The organism is Paenibacillus dendrobii (genome assembly GCF_009807035.1).
In the GTDB taxonomy this organism is placed as follows: domain Bacteria; phylum Bacillota; class Bacilli; order Paenibacillales; family Paenibacillaceae; genus Paenibacillus_AQ; species Paenibacillus_AQ dendrobii.
Map to the genome: position 1 here is coordinate 44,649 of NZ_WUBI01000009.1, position 18,578 is coordinate 63,226.

Genomic DNA, 18,578 nt, shown 5'->3' on the forward strand with positions numbered 1-18,578 from the left:
TCATCTTGCAGAGCGGCGAGTGGAACCTGTATTGCAAAACCCTGACTTAAGAAGGAGTTGAAACAATTGAGAACACCAATCATCGCTGGCAACTGGAAAATGTTTAAAACCGTTCCTGAAGCCAAGGCATTCATCGAAGAAGTAAAAGGCAAAGCGGAAGTGAACGGCGTGGAAAGCGTCATTTGCGCACCATTCACGAACCTTCCGGCTCTCGTTGAAGCGGTTAAAGGGACCTCCATCAAAATCGGCGCCCAAAACTTGCACTTCGAAGACAACGGTGCGTATACCGGTGAAATCAGCGGCGAAATGCTGAAGGATCTGGGCGTGGACTATGTGATCATCGGCCACTCCGAGCGCCGTGCTTATTTTGCGGAAACCGACGAAACGGTGAACAAGAAGATGCATGCGGCATTCCGCCACGGACTGACTCCGATCGTATGCGTAGGCGAAAAGCTCGAAGAGCGCGAAGCCGGCCAAACAAAGGATGTTTGCAAGGTGCAAACGGAAGCAGCTTTCCAAGGTCTGTCCGCAGATCAAGCGGCTGAAGCTGTCATTGCTTACGAACCGATCTGGGCAATCGGAACCGGGAAATCTTCAACAGCACAGGATGCGAACGAAGTCATTTCCTATATCCGTGAACTGGTGAAAGGATTGTATGGAGAAGAAGTAGCAAACAAGGTACGCATTCAATACGGCGGCAGCGTGAAGCCTGAGAATGTAGCTGAGTACATGGGCCAAAGTGATATCGACGGCGCTCTTGTCGGCGGTGCCAGCTTGCAGCCTGCTTCGTACATCCAGCTCGTCGAGGGGGCGAAGTAAGATGACCGCACCTAAACCTGTAGCATTGATCATCATGGACGGATTCGGTCTTCGCGGCACGGAAGAAGGCAACGCAGTTGCTCAAGCCAACAAGCCTAACTATGACCGTCTGAGAGCAAAATACCCGCATACAACGCTTACAGCTTGCGGCGAAGCCGTGGGTTTGCCGGCAGGTCAAATGGGCAACTCCGAAGTGGGCCATTTGAACATCGGCGCAGGACGCGTTGTATATCAGGATTTGACCCGTATTTCGAAGTCGATCCGTGAAGGTGAGTTCTTCGGCAACCCGACGCTCGTTGAAGCCGTACGTGCTGCCAAAAATAGCGGCAAGAAGCTTCATCTGTACGGACTTCTGTCCGACGGCGGCGTGCACAGCCACATTGAGCATCTGTTTGCTATGCTGGATCTTGCGAAGAAAGAGGAAATGCATGAAGTTTACATTCACGCTTTCCTTGACGGACGCGACGTATCTCCGGACTCCGGCAAGAAGTTCATCGAAGCGCTTCAAGCCAAAATCAAAGAAGTGGGCGTCGGCAAAATCGCGACCGTTCAAGGCCGTTATTATGCGATGGACCGCGACAAGCGCTGGGAGCGCGTAGAGAAGTCCTACCGTGCCATCGTGTACGGAGACGGACCTAAATACACGGATCCTTTGGAAGCTGTCACAGAATCCTACAACAAATCAGTATTCGATGAGTTCGTAGAGCCTACGGTCATCGTGGACGAGAATGGTCAGCCGGTATCGCTCGTGGAAAGCGGCGACTCTGTCGTATTCCTGAACTTCCGCCCAGACCGTGCCATCCAGCTGTCCCAAGTGTTCACGAACAAGGATTTCCGCGGCTTTGACCGGGGTCCGAAGTTCCCTGAGAACCTTCATTTTGTATGTTTGACGCTCTTCAGCGAGACAGTGGAAGGGTTTGTGGCTTACGAGCCGAAAAACCTGGACAATACGCTGGGCGAAGTGCTCGTGCAGCAGGGCAAAAAGCAGCTTCGTATTGCGGAAACCGAAAAGTACCCGCATGTAACCTTCTTCTTCAGCGGAGGACGCGACGTTGAGCTTCCGGGCGAAACGCGTATCTTGATCAACTCGCCGAAGGTTGCGACCTATGACCTTCAGCCTGAGATGAGCGCTTATGAAGTGGCAGATGCTTGCGTGAAGGAAATTGAAGCAGATAAGCATGACGCGATTATCCTGAACTTTGCCAATCCGGACATGGTTGGACACTCCGGCATGCTGGAGCCAACGATCAAGGCGGTTGAAGTAACGGATGAATGCATGGGTAAAGTAGTAGATGCCGTGATCGCCAAAGGCGGGGTTGCGATCATTATCGCGGACCACGGAAACGCCGACATGGTGTTTGACGAAGAGGGAAGACCTTTTACAGCACATACGACCAACCCGGTACCGTTCATTTTGACGGCGGATAACGTAACTTTGCGTGAGGAAGGCATCCTGGCCGATGTGGCTCCAACCATTCTCGACCTGATGCAGCTGCCGAAGCCTGCCGAAATGACTGGAGAATCGATGATTGCAAGCCGCAAATAAGCGGTATAATGATATAGATGTGTTTTACACCTGGACTAAATATGAATGACAAAGGAGAACAAGTACTATGACTATTATTTCTGACGTGTACGCACGCGAAGTCCTCGACTCCCGCGGCAACCCGACTGTTGAAGTTGAAGTTTATCTGGAATCCGGCGCTATGGGCCGCGCGATCGTTCCATCCGGCGCTTCCACAGGCGCTCACGAGGCTGTTGAGCTTCGCGATGGCGACAAAGACCGTTACCTCGGCAAAGGCGTTCTGAACGCTGTTAACAACGTAAACGAACTCATCGCTCCCGAAGTGATCGGCATGGACGCTCTGGACCAGCTCGGCATCGACAAGTTGATGATCAAACTGGACGGAACTCCAAACAAAGGCAAACTCGGCGCAAACGCGATCCTGGCCGTTTCCATGGCTACTGCCCGTGCAGCAGCTGACGCTTTGGACCTGCCGCTGTATGTATACCTCGGCGGATTCAACGCGAAACAACTGCCTGTACCTATGATGAACATCGTTAACGGCGGCGCTCATGCCGACAATAACGTAGACGTGCAAGAATTCATGGTTCTGCCTGTTGGCGCTCCTACGTTCAAAGAAGCACTTCGCACAGGCGCTGAAATCTTCCACAGCTTGAAATCCGTACTTAAATCCAAGGGTCTGAACACAGCTGTTGGCGACGAAGGCGGTTTTGCACCGAACTTCACTTCCAACGAAGATGCACTCAGCTCTATTATCGAAGCGATCGAAAAAGCCGGTTACAAACCAGGCGTTGACGTATTCCTCGGTATGGACGTAGCGTCTACTGAATTCTACAAAGATGGCAAATACCATCTCGAAGGCGAAGGCAAATCCTTCACTTCCTCCGAATTCGTTGACCTGCTCGTATCTTGGGTTGATAAATACCCGATCATCACCATCGAAGATGGATGCTCCGAGGATGACTGGGAAGGCTGGAAACTTCTTACCGAGAAGCTCGGCAACAAAATCCAACTCGTTGGTGACGACCTGTTCGTTACAAACACAGAGCGCCTAGGCAAAGGTATCGATGAAGGCATCGGTAACTCCATCTTGATCAAAGTGAACCAAATCGGTACATTGACTGAAACCTTTGATGCGATCGAAATGGCAAAACGTGCTGGCTACACTGCTGTTATCTCCCACCGTTCCGGTGAGTCCGAAGACAGCACCATTGCTGACATCGCTGTTGCAACCAATGCAGGCCAAATCAAAACGGGTGCACCTTCCCGTACCGACCGTATCGCGAAGTACAACCAATTGCTCCGCATCGAGGACGAATTGGCTGAACTGGCTCAATACAACGGCCTGAAATCCTTCTACAACCTGAAAAGATAATACAGCCTTTGCGCTGTAATTCAGAAAGTCGTCCCGGCAGGAATGCCAGGGCGGCTTTTTTTGTATCAAGAAGAGGGGGAAGTCCTTGTTTTAGGAAATGGGCTATGGTACAATAAAAATGCTGTTTTATGGACGAATACTTAGCATTCATGAACAAGGATTTAGAATTATTCAAACATAGAATGATGTTTAAGCCATTTAGGAGGTGGAACGAATGGATATCTTATTGAAAGTGCTGCTTGTGATTTTCTCTGTCGCTCTAATTGCGGTTGTTCTTTTGCAGAAAGGGAAAAGCGCAGGTCTGGCCGGTGCCATCTCCGGTGGCGCAGAACATCTTTTCGGAAAAACAAAGGCTCGTGGCATGGACTTGGTCCTGCAGCGCGTGACCGTGGTTGTGGCAGCTTGTTTCTTTATCTTGGCCATTCTTACGGCTGTCTTCGCGAAATAACATAGCTGGTCTTTGAAAACCTTCGCTCTTGCAATGAAGAAGAGCGGGGGTTTTTTGATATATAGCGATAATTTTGCTGATGTTGTCTTTGAAGGCATGTAAGCGGCAAGCAGGGATGCAAACGATTAAATTCGTGTATACTAGGGTATGTGTATACTAAGCGGCAAAACATTCTGATTGAATACATAGATACTTGCGGAAGGCATACTCCTACCTGCGAGTCAACCGAGGAGATAACCATGATAACGGAACAATCCATACTAGAATTGATGCAAGCACCGGACTATAAACCCATGACGTATCAGGAACTGGAGAAGCATTTTGCGATCTCCGATGCAGTGGAATTCAAGGAATTCCTGAAACTGCTGAACACGCTCGAGCAGGAAGGTAAAGTCATGATGACGCGCACGGACCGGTATGGTCTCCCTGAGCGCTTGGACTTTCTGCGCGGACGGCTGCAGGTTCATGCCAAGGGCTTTGGATTCCTGATCCCCGAGGATAAGGAACACCCTGACGTATATATCGGAGCCCATGATCTGCTGAGCGCCATGAACGGTGATACGGTGCTTGCCCGAATTACGACACGAGGGCCTGCTGGAGGCAAATTGGAAGGCGAGGTCGTCAAAATCATCACTCGCGCCACGAGTCAGGTGGTAGGTGTGTTCCAGGGGCATGAAGCATACGGCTTTGTGCTGCCTGACGACAAGCGGATCGTCCGCGATATTTTCATCCCGAAGGAATCGACCAAAGGAGCTGTGGATGGCGATAAGGTCGTCGTGCACATCGTAAATTATCCGGAAGGCCGTTCGGCTGCTGAAGGCGAAGTCATCGAGGTCCTGGGGCACAAGGATGATCCAGGGGTGGACATCCTCTCTATTATTCGGAAGCACCAGCTTCCGGAAGGTTTTCCGGAAGAAGTGATGGAAGAAGCAGAGAATGCTCCAGATTCGATTACGGAAGAAGAAATTGAGAAGCAGGGACGCCGCGATCTGCGCGGCAAGACAATCGTTACTATTGATGGCGAGGATGCCAAGGATCTGGATGATGCCGTTAACGTAGAACGCTTGGAGAACGGACATTACCGTCTTGGCGTTCATATTGCCGATGTCGGCTACTATGTACGGGAGAACTCTGAGCTCGACAAGGAAGCTTATAATCGCGGATGCAGCGTGTATCTCGTTGACCGGGTTATTCCAATGCTGCCTCACCGTCTGTCGAACGGCATCTGCAGCTTGAATCCGCAGGTGGATCGTCTCACCCTTTCCTGTGAGATGGAGTTCGACGAGCATATGAAGGTCGTGAAGCATGACGTGTTCACGAGCGTGATCAAGACCAAGGAACGTATGACCTATAACAATGTGCGCAAGATCCTTGAGGATGAAGAGCCGGAATTGATGGAGCGCTATAAGGATCTCGTGGATGACTTCCGACTGATGAAAGAAATCGCGTTAAAACTTCGTTCGAAACGTATGAACAGAGGCGCGGTCGATTTTGACTTCGTGGAATCGAAGGTCATCGTGGACGAAAACGGCAAGCCGGTCGATATCGTGAAGCGCGAGCGCTCGATCGCTGAGCAGATCATCGAGGAATTCATGCTGGCAGCCAACGAAACGGTTGCGGAGCATTTCCACTGGCTGAAGGTGCCGTTCATATACCGGATTCACGAAAATCCGGATCCGGAGAAACTGCAGAACTTCATGGCATTTGCCGAGAACTTCGGCTTTCATGTCAAAGGCCGGGGCAACGCGATACATCCGCGTGCACTGCAGAATCTCCTGGAGGAAATCAAGGATACCAAGGAACAGACGGTCATCAGTACGATGATGCTTCGTTCCATGAAGCAGGCGAAATACGATGCGGATATGTCAGGCCACTTTGGTCTGGCGGCTGAATTCTATTCGCACTTCACGTCTCCGATCCGCCGTTACCCTGACCTTGTCATTCACCGCGTTATCCGCGAGGTGATTGAGAGCAACAATGTGCTCTCCGAGAAACGGCAGGAGTACTTGGGATCCCGGATGCCGGAGATTGCTAAGCATTCTTCCGAGCGCGAACGCGTGGCTGTGGAAGCAGAACGTGACACTGATCAGCTGAAGAAGGCCGAGTATATGCTGGATAAGGTCGGCGAGGAATTCGAAGGCATGATCAGCAGCGTGACGAACTTCGGCATGTTCATCGAGTTGCCGAATACGGTAGAAGGCCTCATCCGTCTGGCGGCCCTGACGGACGACTATTATAACTTCGACGAAAAGTCGATGTCGCTCATCGGTGAGCGCACCTCGAAAGTATTCCGTATCGGGGACGAGATCAAGATCCGTGTGGCACGCGTCAACATGGACGACCATACCATCGACTTCGAGCTGCTGGATATGAAGCCGCGCCGCGAACGCAATCGCGGTGGCGGATTTGGCGGCCGTGGCGGTGAGCGCGGCGGCGATAAGGGTGGTTTTGCACGCGGCGGCGGTCGCGGCAAGAAGTCGGGTGAAGGCAAAGCGGGCCGTCCAGGCAAGCGAGAGCGCTCGGCCGCAGGCGCAGCCGGGGAGGCTGCTGCTGGTAAGGGTAATGCGAGCACAGGAGCGTCCGCAGGCAAGCGCGGCAAACGCGGCGGCGGTGCTGGAGGCGGCGGACGCGGCCCGGCAGCGACGGATGCGAGCGTCGAAGCAAAACGCCCGATGACATTCGGATTCGGCTCGGGCAAAGGCGGCTACAACTCGCCTGCGCAGGGCGAGAATAGCGGTAGCGGACGAAAGAAGAAAACGTCCGGCAGCGGCATTTTCATCGGTGAAGGCGGAACTCCTGCCGAAGGTGGACGTCGTCGTAAGAATAACGGCGGTGAACAGGAAGCCGGAGGCAACGCAGCACCAAACAATGGCGAAGGTGGTTTCCGCAAGCGCAAGAAGAAAAAGGGCGCTGGCAAGAACAGCACCGCGGCTTTTGTAAGGAAGAATAAAAAGTAATTCTGCTGCAACCCATGTGCGCATTAAGAATGTGCGACGGGCTGTATGGGGGAGTATGCCATGCATGCCCGTGTCGTCGTAATGGGAAGCATTTCGCAGAAAAGAATTATATATATTGACGGCTTATTTTTGGCACAGGGCAGAGACTGTCTCCGCCTTGATTTTGCCCGAATCAGTTGATACAATGGACTTCTGGTACGATGCGTCATGGTGATGCGGGCGACCGGGAGTCCGGCTATTTTGTAATGGGTGAGGAGTGAAGGACATGGGTGGTAAGAAGAGTGACGGGAAGGTACTAGCCCAGAACAAGAAAGCTTCCCATGATTATTTCATCGAGGATACGTACGAGGCGGGCATGGTGCTGACCGGGACCGAGATCAAGTCGATCCGGAACGGGAAGGCCAACATCGGCGACGCTTTTGCGACGATCCGTAATGGGGAAATTCATATTCACAACATGCACATCAGCCCGTTCGAGCAGGGCAACCGGAGCAATCCGACAGATCCGACGCGAACGCGTAAACTGTTGATGCATAAAGAGCAGATTCATAAGCTGCTGGGTCAATCCAAGCAGGACGGTTTCTCTATTGTTCCGCTGAAGATTTACATCCGCAACGGCTATGCCAAGCTGCTGCTGGGCCTTGGCCGCGGTAAGAAGCAGTATGACAAGCGTGAAACGGCTGCCAAGCGTGATGCACAGCGTGACATTCAGCGCGCACTACGCGAAAAACAGAAAATCGCGCGTTAACGCACGGTTAAGTGAAAGATCAACCAAGTTTAACCTGCATTTCCTGTATCCTCTGTGTCATTTTGGCCGGATGGTGTGATATAATAAGTAATGTAAGAGGCGAGCTTAACACTTGATCTTTTACATGAATAGTGAATTTGCTTCTGATCATCCTTTCTTATGGAGGGAAAGGATGCGGAATAGATTGCTTCTTATGCTGCAGAGCAGCTCATCTAATCCGAAGAAGCCCTTTATAATAAGGGGGCGTTCTTGGATTCGACGGGGATAGTTCGAGCATAGGTTGCGGGTAGTGGGGACGCGTCCACTTCATCAACGCTAAAGCCTATTAAACGGCAAACAACAAAACAACTACGCTTTAGCAGCTTAATAACCTGTTAGCGTGCTCCTACCTAGCATCGCCCATGTGACTAGGCTAGGGGCTAACAAGTAGTGGGATACGCCGCTTCGGTCTCCGCCTGGGGTCGACGGAAGAAGATAATCAGGCTGACCCTTTTGAGATCCGGTGACGGGGAGCTTGATTGGGTGACAACAAAACTGTCACTACACCCGTAGAAGCTTATGTGGCGTTGTCTTCGGACAGGGGTTCGACTCCCCTCGCCTCCATTATGAAAATCCACAACCTAATCGGTTGTGGATTTTTGCTGTAACACTCTCGATTCATGATGGTATCAACTTTGCGATTAATACTTTCAACACCGTTACGGCCAACTCCTTATAACTGATTTAAGGCTTTATTGTATGTAAGACAGGCCGCGAGCTTTTTTACTCGCGGCCTGATTTTTAAAGCGTTATATGATCTACTTCGCTAACAGATTGTACAGCACCTGCGCCATTTCCGCCCTTGTAGTCGTGCTCGTAGGGGTGAGCTTTCCAGCGTTGCCGCCGATGCTTCCCGTTTCGATCAGCAGCGTCATAGCTTCTTTTGCCCAGGAGTCGATTAGGTTAGCGTCGGTGAAATCAGAGAGCGTCTTACCGGAATGACTTTGCGGCAGTTTTCCGATGACCTTCAAGGCATTGTAGAGCAGAGTAAACATTTCCTGGCGTGTGATTTCCTTTTTCGGTGCGAACATATGATTACCCACGCCAGAGGATATGCCGAGCCGCTTTGCCGCTGCAAGATAACCGGTATAGTATGCATTGCTTGCGTCGGAGAAGTTATCCGTTGGATTAGTGTCCGCGGCTATACCATAAGACTTCATTAGCATGACAAGGAAATCCCCACGAATCAGTTTGGTATCCGGGCTATAATTCCCGCTGCTTGTACCTGTGGTAATCTCTCTTGCGGCTATAAAGGAAACCGCTTTGTCAAACCACGTACCTGCCGCCACATCCTTAAAGCTAACTTGATTGTAGGCTACAGCGTAGTTACTGAAATGGGTGGTGGAAAAGGTTACGGTTCCTGTGACCGAGTCATACTGTCCGTTTGGTACGGAGACCGCCTTGCCGCTGTCGTCGATGTACCAGATCACAATGCTTTCGGGGCTTGCAAGCTCGGCCTCTGTCGGTGTATAGGGTATGGATATCATGACCGGTGCATTGGGATTGTTCCACTCGAACTTCTTTCCGCCTATACTCACTGTCAATTGGATCAGCGGCCTATCACCTATAGCTGTTTTTACGCTGTCAGGCAAACTTGATTTATCGCCCGGGCTGATGGTAATTTCAGCTTTTTGTCCTTCTGATCCACCAATATTGGCCAACATTCCTGCAGGAAGAGTTATGTTTCCTATGTGGGTACGGAAGACCAAAGTCCCTTTTCGATCTGGCGTGGACAGGTAGTCAACTGGAATTCCTAAGGTATAGGTATTCACTCCAGGGATGCCAGGCATGGTGATAACAATCGCTTTTTCATCATTGGGCTTATATTCTGCCATATTTCCCAGGTCTACCGCAGCGCTGCCGGCATCCGTATTCGTAATAATAGGCAGGGTAGATTCCGACATGCCGGTTCCTGATGCAACTGCATAGTAAGTTGATATGACAGGGAGATTTCCGCTACCGCCACTACTACCGCCACTACTACCGCCACTACTACCGCCACTACTACCGCCACTACTACCGCTACTACTACCGCTACTGTTACCGCTACCGCCGCCACCATTATACATCCACTTCGCAAATAGGGTTACGTTACCGGTTACGGTATCTATGCTGAAATTCCACGCGTTAGTATAGGATGATTCCTTATACCAGCCAACAAATGTATAGCCTGATAATGTAGGTGCAACCGGGGCGCTTATTGTGGAGCCTGAGGTAACACCGCTTATATTTGATACAGAACTGCCCCCCCGGGAGTCTAAGGTGACAGTGTAGGTTGGGGCTTGGGGAGTTACAGGAGTTGCCGCTACCGATGCCGTATTGTTGACTGTATTTGGGTCATACTGGTCAGTCCTCGATATTGTCGCTGTGTCTGTTTGTGCATTCGTTGAGACAACCTCAGCTCGGAGTTTGAGAGATGGAGCCGAAGCTTGCGCGACTGTTCCGATAGTCCAATCTCCGGATGTGGGGTCGTAGGTTGTTCCAGGACTTGGCGTTGCAGAAACATATGTCAAACCGGCAGGCAGCGAATCGGTTACAACCACACCTGTTGCACTATCAGGTCCATTATTGGTAACAGCGACGGTGAAAGTTATCGTGTCTCCAACATTCGGTGTTGCATTACTCACCGTATTTGCGACGGAGAGGTCAGCTTGTTGAGGAGTTACAGTTACCGATGCCGAATTGTTGCTTGTGTCCGGGTCGGACTGGTCGGCGTGCGATATTGTTGCTGTGTTTGTTTGCGCATTCGGCGAGACGACTCTGGCTTGGAACACGAGAGATACAGGCGAAGCTACCGGGACGGTTCCGACAGACCAAGCTCCTGTTGCGGAGTCGTAGGTTCCTTGGTTAGGCGTAGCAGAGATGAATGTCAAACCGGCAGGCAGCGAATCGGTTACAACGACACCTGTCGCACTAGCAGGCCCATTATTTTTAACAGTGACGGCGAAAGCTATCGTGTCTCCAACATTCGGCGTCGCGTTCATCGCCGTTGTTGCGAGGGAGAGGTCAGCCTGGGGAATTACCGTTACAGAACAGTCGTTGGAAGTGGTGGAAGTGATGTTGTTAGAATCACCTGAGTAGAGTACATACCAGGTATACGTGCCTGTTACCGCCCCTGATGGGGTAAGTGTGAATCCTGTTGGAGTTGTATAAGTTCCATTTCCGTTCACGGCGACTGTCTCAGTATCAACAACGGCTCCGCCGGGAGCATGCAGATTGAACGTAATCGTACCGGTCGGGTAATATCCTCCGGATAAATTCACGGAAGAACTGAGCACGGCGGGGGACGATCCGATCGTGGTCGAGGTGGAGGCGTTGGGTGCAAGGGTAGTATCTGCTGCGTAAACGGTAGTTTGAATTTGATTGCTGACAGCATTATTGTCTGAATTAATATCATCGGTATAGGTTGCGGCCCAAGTATACGTGCCGGATACCCGTCCAAAAGTGGGAAGAGTGGTTGATACCGTAAATGACTTATTCCCAGTGACATTAAGGGGAGTACTTAATGCGCTGCCGCTGGGTGTAGTTAGTGTAGTCTCAATCCAGCCTGTAGGGGCGGTCCCCCCAGTAAAAGTCACGATCGCAGAGAGCGTAACGGTACCGCTGCTGGGCAGCGATACGTTGGAGGTTGTAGTAGTAATAACAATTGACGGCGGAGTGGCTGCAGAAACCGTGCCGGTTACAGGAAGTGCTACTGCAAGTATAATCAGGAATACAATTATTTTTCGTAAACTCATCGTTGTTTTAAACAGCTTTCTTCTACTCTCCATTAAAATTCCTCCTTATTTAATGTGTTATATACTGTCTAAGCCAAGAGCATCGCGGGGGGGCTTGTTTTTTGCCGTAATCGGATTGCTAAAAACGCATCAACTCGTCATTAACGGATTGGCTTGGTTCCACCCTCCCCCCGGGCGGAGCGGCAAACGCCGAAAGCCCCATACTGGGAACTAACAGACACGCCGCCTCTATTTCTTCAATTTCAGTACTCATGCTAATAATTTCCTTCTCGATTGGCTCTAGGCCCTGTATTTTATGGCTATATCTCCGAATAATCATTTAATTATATTAATTTTTTACTTTAAATAATAGTTACTCCTATCATCAAATTGTCATGTGACAAACCGAAATAATTTTACAATTACCTTGTATCGTCCAGGATTTAATTTTATAAAAAAAAGAGAGATCGTATCTCTGTTTAAATTGGTAGTTATATCTATCCGTTGCCAAGCCGAAACGTTGCAATTGATGGATTAACAAGCCGGGAAGCGAACCGGAGGAGTTTATTGCGCGGGTAAGCAAGAATGATATTACGGAATGATATGAATTGCGGTGCATGGAGCAAATAAATCCACTTTTGGAGGAGTCGTATGGGGTGGTTACTATAGCTGTTAATTTAATTGTTTATATCCTGGAGGGATTATTACACCATAAAATGTAAAAGTGTCACATGACAATTTGATGACTGCTGTCACTATTTATCTCAATTTAAAAGATTTATGATATAACCAGAATTTTCTAGTGCATAAACGCTTTTCAAGTACATATGTGGACGGATTAAGTGGAGTTGTTCATTGCTAAGTGTGAAATTATTGTTTTTTTATAAAATGGGGGAGACATAATGAAAGAAAGAATTTCAATTCTATTCATGACTATGATTATTGTATTCACAACAATCACACCCGGGTTAGCTCCAAGAGCTGAAGCGGCAGGAGGAACGGTTACAAAGACCTACACAGCAACGGCTGATACCATGCAATTAAATGGTCAAGCGGAATATAACGGAATCTATGATAATGACGGCGATGGTTATCTCTATGTCGGCATGAACAATAATGACGGTTTCGCCAATGTGCGCAATAGGATGGCAACAACTTTTAATCTAGGTGCTCCAGAAGGGACCATTATATCAGCAGAGTTGGTCCTGACGGTTGCTACTGTATTAAGAGTCCCGAGTCACACTCTGTATATGGAGGCAAGGGGCTCTGCCGCGAATAGCTTGGACCATAATTTTAATGGTACCTTCCCCTCTGTAGATACAAATAGTCCCTATACAGATAAATTTACAGCGAAAAGCACTGCGGAAGTGCCGATGGGCACTTATCTTCAGGATCAAACGATTACACTCAACGTGAAGAGTGCTGTCGATGCCTTTACGGATGGTTCTGACCGCCAAGTAACTTTTACACTTAACGGTAATGAAGCAGATCCAGACAGCGGGAGATTCTTATTCTATTCTGTGGAAGCTGGGAATGCTGCATTCCGTCCGAAACTAGTCGTTACTTATGAGACTGGACCGGTTAATACTCCGCCTACGGGCTCTTTCACAATTGCGGACGGAGCAGCAACGAGCGCCAGCACCGTCAATCTGTCTGTAACAGGATCTGATTCTGATGCAGGCGATAGTGTTACCCATATGAGATTTGCCGATAGCGTTGCGAATTTATCATCGGCATCTTGGCTGCCTTTCAGCAATACCGCAATATTCAATCTAAGTGGAGGAGATGGGCCCAAGACCATATATATGCAGTTGAGGGATTCAAACAATGGGATCTCAGCTAATTATTCACAGACTATTCTATTGGATCAGACAGTTCCAACAGGAACAATCGTTATTAATAATGGCGCTGCATGGACGAATTCGGCTACAGTCACATTGAAAGGAACTTATGCGGATGGAAGCGGCTCAGGAGTTGATCAGGCACGTCTCTCCAATATTAATGGTACCTGGCAGACCAGTTGGTTCAATATAGCTGACTTGAACGGGAGATCCTGGGTCCTTCCGGCTGGCGAGGGAACTAAGACCGTCTATGTGCAATATAAAGATAAAGCCGGAAATTCGAGCAGTTCTGTTATTAGCAGTACAATTACAGTAGATACAATAGCTCCTGTTATTACGAATGTAGTGAATAACAAAGCATATAACAGCACAGTTACTCCTCAATTTACCGAAGGCAGCGGACTACTCAACGGGAGTCCTTATCCCAGTGGAACAACTATCATGCAGGACGGAAACTATACGCTGATCGTTACTGATCCAGCAGGCAATAGTGCGACAGTGGTCTTTAAAATTGATACGATAGCACCTAATGTGTCGGGAATAGACAATGGTGGAATATACAAAACGAGCAGAACGATTACCTTTAACGAAGGAACAGCGACCTTAAACGGAGCTGCTTTTGTTAGTGGTACACAGGCTACTCTTGATGGCACGTATACATTGGTCGTTACGGATGCAGCAGGTAATGTCACAACGGTTAATTTTGAGATCGATAAGGTAGCTCCTTTAGTGGAAGGGATTGCGAACAATGGGAATTACAAAGAAGCGGTTACGGTTACCTTTAACGAAGGAACAGCAAAACTGAATGGTGCGGCGTTTGCCAGCGGTACGGTGATTGATCAGGATGGCAGTTATACTCTAGTCGTAACGGATGCCGCAAGCAACGAAACGTCCGTGAGCTTCAAGATTGACACAGTAGCCCCTACGATTTCGGGCGTAATTGCTGGAGGAATCTACAAAGCGAAGGTAACGCCGAGCTTTAACGAAGGAACAGCAAAGTTGAACGGTGTAGCCTTTATAAGCGGTACGGATATTAGTCAGGATGGCAGCTATACGCTGGTCGTAACGGATGCGGCTGGTAATGTCACAACAGTTAATTTTGAGATCGATAAGGTAGCCCCTTTCGTAGGAGGGGTTGCAAACAATGGGAATTACAAAGAAGCGGTTACGGTTACCTTTAACGAAGGAACAGCAACATTAAATGGTGCTGTGTTTACCAGCGGTACGGAGATAGATCAGGATGGCAGTTATACGCTAGTCGTAACGGATGCGGCAGGCAATGTTACAACAGTTAATTTTGAGATCGATAAGGTAGCCCCTTTCGTAGGAGGGGTTGTAAACAATGGGAATTACAAAGAAGCGGTTACGATTACCTTTAACGAAGGAACAGCAACATTGAATGGTGCGGCGTTCGCGAGCGGTACGGATATTAATCAGGATGGCAGCTATGCACTGGTCGTAACGGATGAGGCAGGCAATGTGACAACCGTTAACTTCAAGATCGACACAGTAGCACCTACAATTACAGGGGTAAGCGATGGTGGAGTTTATGAGTCGGTATCTCCCGGATTCAACGAAGGAACAGCGACGCTGAATGGAAATGCATATATTCAAGGAACTAATATTAACCAGGATGGTGCATACACGCTAGTTGTAACGGATGCAGCAGGAAATGAAACCACCATTCAATTCCAAATCGATACAACCGCGCCAACGGGTACAGTAATGATTCAAGCGGGTACAGATTGGACAAATGTGACGGATGTTGCACTCACTCTGACTAGCAATGACGGAAATAATGGCAGTGGAGTCGTGGAGATGCGCTTTTCTAATAGCGGAAGCAACTGGGGAAGCTGGGAGCCTGTAGCGACAACAAAGCTTTGGAGTCTTGAACCGGGTGACGGCGAGAAGACGATATATGTACAGTTTAAAGACAAGGCTGGCAATGTGAGTGGAACAATCCATGATGTTATTAAGCTAGATCAAACGATCCCTACTGGAACAATCGTCATAAATAGTGGTGCAGCTACGACAAGCAGCAAGTTAGTGACATTGACTTTGACTTCTACAGATGGAGTGGGAAGCGGCGTTACAGAAATGCGTTTTTCCGAAGATAATCTAACATGGTTGAATTGGGAGAATGTATTGTTTACAAAAAATTGGGGTTTTAAGGGTAGCTCGGGATTAAAGGATCTTTACGTCCAATACCGAGATGCTGCGGGTAATGTTAGTGTGGCAAACAAGGCTTCAATTACCTATCAAGAAAGCTCTGGTTCTAGTAGCGGCGCTTCTGGAAGTACAGGAGACGCAGATTTTAATTCTGGGAGTACAGAAGTCGCTTCGAATCTTGATGTAGTTATTAGTATAGGGAGTAAGTCAGAGAATGCAGCTAAAGTGGACATTAAAACGGTAGAGGGCAAAAAGGTAACAAGGGTCTTCTTGGAAGAAGCTCAACTTCAAGGGATGCTGAATGAATCGGGTAACCAACCGCTTATTATCATTACGGTCCGCAACAATTCCGATATCGTCAATTGGGAGATGAGTGCTGCGCTCCTGCAAAGTTTAGAGAACAATAATGCAATCATTCAAGTGTATACAGAAAACATGATATATACACTTCCCTTAAATCAAGTTAGCGTTAATAAATGGCGTAATCAATTAGGGTCCGATATCCCTTTGGGGGATATGAAGATCAAAGTGGAAATGATTAATCTTCCTATGTCGGCATCTGTGGATTTGGGAGATGGACAGGTTTCATTTGTTGTCCCGCCGGTAAGTTTTTCTATAAAAGGTGTGTATGGGAACAAGGAAATAGAATTAAATCAATTCGATGCCTTTGTAGAAAGAAGATTTACAATACCCGAAGGGATAGATCCTGAACGTATTACGACGGGAGTTAAGCTTATGTCAGATGGTACGATTATTCATATCCCGACGAAGATAGTACATGAAGGAGGGCGCGATTTTGCTGTTCTTCATAGTATGACGAATAGCATTTATGGACTTATATCTAATAAAAAAACCTTTAATGATATATCTGGGCATTGGGCTCAAGAAAGTATCAATGACTTGGCATCAAGACTCGTTATTAATGGGGCAGACGAGCAGCGGTTTGTACCGAATAGCGAAATTACGCGCGCAGAATTTATGGCTATTACGATTAGAGCATTAGGTCTAAGCTCTGTGAACAAGACGTTTGATTTCAAGGATATAGAGGAAAAAGAATGGTATCATCAAGCAGTTCAGATTGGATATTCTTATGGACTGGTCGATGGATATAGCGATGGTTTCTTCAAGCCTAATGACAAGATTACTAGGCAGGAATCGATGGTTATTCTATCAAGGGTAATGAAGCTTGTGGGACTGAATAAGGAGATCGATAATACGAAACAACAAGAGCTAATTAACCATTTTGCGGATAGCGAACAATTGGCCTCTTGGGCTCGTCAAGCTGCAGCATTAACCATTGAAACCGGCGTTGTCGGCGGTTACAAAGACGAACTGCGTCCTCAGCAAAATATTACGAGAGCAGAAACCGCAGCAATCATTCAGCGACTTCTTCGAAAAGCGAAACTTATTTAATAAGTTGCTATGATAATACGGGGCTCTCGGAAGTCAGATTGAAGGCAGCCCCCTCTTAAAACATAGATATTGCCCAAATTATCACAGGAACACATTCCGGCGAATGGAGGCGTCGAATAGGCCGGATGATGAAAGAGCAAGGTCTGGTCTCTACGTACACCGTAGCTCAATACAAGCCCCATAAAGCGGCATGTAACGAAGCAGCTACGGCAAATGTCCTGGATCGTGAGTTTGAGCAATCGGAAGCCAAACGCTTCGTCGTCAGCGATCTGACGAATGTGAAGGTCCAGAACCGTTGGCACTACCTCTGTGTGCTGATGGGCCTGTTTAATCGAAAAATTATTGGTCAAAGTGCAGGTCCGAACAAGGACGCTACTTTGATTTCCCTCGCCTTTGCGACGGTCCATGGTAATCACGTCATACAATGTTTCCATACCGACCGTGGTACGAGTTCAATATGGAGATGAGGCGCAGTATCCGCATGGGCGCTGAGCAGCGTCGCGGACAATGTACAGGCAGGTATTGTATCAGGAAGAAGCGGCAATGAGCTTGCATCCAAGGATTACATTACTCGGGCTGAGGTTGCCAAAATTATTCAAGGACTTTTGCAAAAATCCGACCTGGTTTAACCCAGGGGACAGACGTTTATGAAAAGTCTCCGGTTGCTAGGGTTAGCAGTGCACTTACAGCGTAACGGGGAAGGCGGACGGTAAAACCCTATTTTGCAGCCAAAACGAACTGCGCGGGAATAGGAGATTTAGGTTAAGCTGCCCTCCAAAAACATCAAGAGCATCACGCGGCGACGAGTTGTGGATTTATCAAGCCACGGCTCGCCTCCATACATAAAATCCACAACCCTTATGAGGTTGTGGATTTTTGATTATGTCGATATCTAACTGTTGGTTTCATTATTTTTATATCATGATTAATGGCATGGTTTAAATATTTACTTCTTTATTCCGAGCGGATAGTAGCGGCGCCTGGCAATTTGGAAGGAATGGGGGTTGATTTTACTTTATACTTAAATTAGCTAAGCTAATTTAAATCAAACCATGAGGCTATTAGGGAGCGTTTCCGGGTTCTTTAAGAGATTGTTTTGTTTCATATGAGAAAGAGCTATGCAAGATCGATCTTTGAATATTATAAACTGGAAAAACTTACAACTTGAATTGATTGCTCGAAAGAGTTATATTAATGATCCGGCCACTTAAAGAAGATATTTTGCTGGTCGACTAATGAGCAGAGCGGATATAAAGAAAAAGAACGAAAAAAAAGTTCTTGCAAAGCTCAAAAGAACATGGTATTGTATAAGAGTTGCTGCTGAAACAAAATGTTGAAGCGGAAACGAGAAAGAATTTGATCTTTGAAAACTGAACAACGAGTGAGATACAGACTTCAGCAATGAAGTCGAAACGCAAAGCAGTTCGGTCCCCGAACTGTGGAGCGCAAATGAGATTTTTAATCTCGTCAGTTTCAAAATGAGCTACAAACTTTCTTGGAGAGTTTGATCCTGGCTCAGGACGAACGC

Annotated in this window: 10 protein-coding genes, 1 other RNA gene and 1 pseudogene; 10 read left to right on the forward strand and 2 right to left on the reverse strand. The window is 48.1% G+C overall.

Going from position 1 to position 18,578, the window contains the following annotated elements:
* The first annotated feature begins 66 nt into the window (after window positions 1-66).
* The 7 genes from tpiA to ssrA all read left to right on the forward strand — a co-directional run bounded on the left by tpiA (window position 67) and on the right by ssrA (window position 8,478).
* Complete coding sequence (tpiA, locus tag GRF59_RS28595; protein WP_160501104.1) at window positions 67-819, forward strand: triose-phosphate isomerase; 753 nt, start codon at window positions 67-69, stop codon at window positions 817-819.
* A gap of 1 nt (window position 820) precedes the next feature.
* Window positions 821-2,365 (forward strand): 2,3-bisphosphoglycerate-independent phosphoglycerate mutase, encoded by a 1,545-nt coding sequence (gpmI, locus tag GRF59_RS28600; protein WP_160501105.1) that lies wholly within the window; start codon window positions 821-823, stop codon window positions 2,363-2,365.
* Window positions 2,366-2,432: 67 nt separating this feature from the next.
* On the forward strand, window positions 2,433-3,719 hold the full coding sequence (eno, locus tag GRF59_RS28605) for a phosphopyruvate hydratase (RefSeq protein WP_160501106.1): 1,287 nt from the start codon (window positions 2,433-2,435) through the stop codon (window positions 3,717-3,719).
* A 214-nt stretch (window positions 3,720-3,933) separates the two neighbouring features.
* On the forward strand, window positions 3,934-4,167 hold the full coding sequence (gene secG / locus GRF59_RS28610) for a preprotein translocase subunit SecG (RefSeq protein WP_160501107.1): 234 nt from the start codon (window positions 3,934-3,936) through the stop codon (window positions 4,165-4,167).
* A 239-nt stretch (window positions 4,168-4,406) separates the two neighbouring features.
* Window positions 4,407-7,124, forward strand: coding sequence for a ribonuclease R (gene rnr / locus GRF59_RS28615; RefSeq protein WP_160501108.1), 2,718 nt, complete (start codon window positions 4,407-4,409; stop codon window positions 7,122-7,124).
* A 265-nt stretch (window positions 7,125-7,389) separates the two neighbouring features.
* Window positions 7,390-7,872 (forward strand): SsrA-binding protein SmpB, encoded by a 483-nt coding sequence (gene smpB / locus GRF59_RS28620; RefSeq protein ID WP_160501109.1) that lies wholly within the window; start codon window positions 7,390-7,392, stop codon window positions 7,870-7,872.
* 239 nt (window positions 7,873-8,111) lie between these two features.
* Window positions 8,112-8,478: a transfer-messenger RNA gene (ssrA, locus tag GRF59_RS28625) on the forward strand.
* 191 nt (window positions 8,479-8,669) lie between these two features.
* Here the strand turns inward: ssrA and GRF59_RS28630 are convergent.
* On the reverse strand, window positions 8,670-11,681 hold the full coding sequence (locus GRF59_RS28630; RefSeq protein WP_160501110.1) for an S-layer homology domain-containing protein: 3,012 nt from the start codon (window positions 11,679-11,681) through the stop codon (window positions 8,670-8,672).
* Window positions 11,682-12,529: 848 nt separating this feature from the next.
* Here GRF59_RS28630 and GRF59_RS28635 point away from each other — a divergent pair.
* The 3 genes and pseudogenes from GRF59_RS28635 (at window position 12,530) to GRF59_RS30345 (ending at window position 17,679) form a co-directional block, all read left to right on the forward strand.
* Window positions 12,530-17,050, forward strand: a complete 4,521-nt coding sequence (locus GRF59_RS28635) for an S-layer homology domain-containing protein (RefSeq protein ID WP_160501111.1) — start codon at window positions 12,530-12,532, stop codon at window positions 17,048-17,050.
* 107 nt (window positions 17,051-17,157) lie between these two features.
* Window positions 17,158-17,499 (forward strand): annotated as a pseudogene (locus GRF59_RS28640) (IS3-like element IS655 family transposase); the annotation flags it as partial.
* Between the two features lie 72 nt (window positions 17,500-17,571).
* Window positions 17,572-17,679 (forward strand): hypothetical protein, encoded by a 108-nt coding sequence (locus tag GRF59_RS30345; protein WP_423802989.1) that lies wholly within the window; start codon window positions 17,572-17,574, stop codon window positions 17,677-17,679.
* A gap of 603 nt (window positions 17,680-18,282) precedes the next feature.
* Here GRF59_RS30345 and GRF59_RS29910 read toward each other — a convergent pair.
* A partial coding sequence (locus tag GRF59_RS29910; RefSeq protein ID WP_237392107.1) for a hypothetical protein occupies window positions 18,283-18,578 on the reverse strand: 296 nt, incomplete at its 5' end.

Coding starts and splice junctions, on each gene's coding strand:
- gpmI (WP_160501105.1), top strand. CDS start 821: ATGACCGCACCTAAACCTGTAGCATTGATCATCATGGACGGATTCGGT.
- eno (WP_160501106.1), top strand. CDS start 2,433: ATGACTATTATTTCTGACGTGTACGCACGCGAAGTCCTCGACTCCCGC.
- secG (WP_160501107.1), top strand. CDS start 3,934: ATGGATATCTTATTGAAAGTGCTGCTTGTGATTTTCTCTGTCGCTCTA.
- rnr (WP_160501108.1), top strand. CDS start 4,407: ATGATAACGGAACAATCCATACTAGAATTGATGCAAGCACCGGACTAT.
- smpB (WP_160501109.1), top strand. CDS start 7,390: ATGGGTGGTAAGAAGAGTGACGGGAAGGTACTAGCCCAGAACAAGAAA.
- GRF59_RS28630 (WP_160501110.1), bottom strand. CDS start 11,681: ATGGAGAGTAGAAGAAAGCTGTTTAAAACAACGATGAGTTTACGAAAA.
- GRF59_RS28635 (WP_160501111.1), top strand. CDS start 12,530: ATGAAAGAAAGAATTTCAATTCTATTCATGACTATGATTATTGTATTC.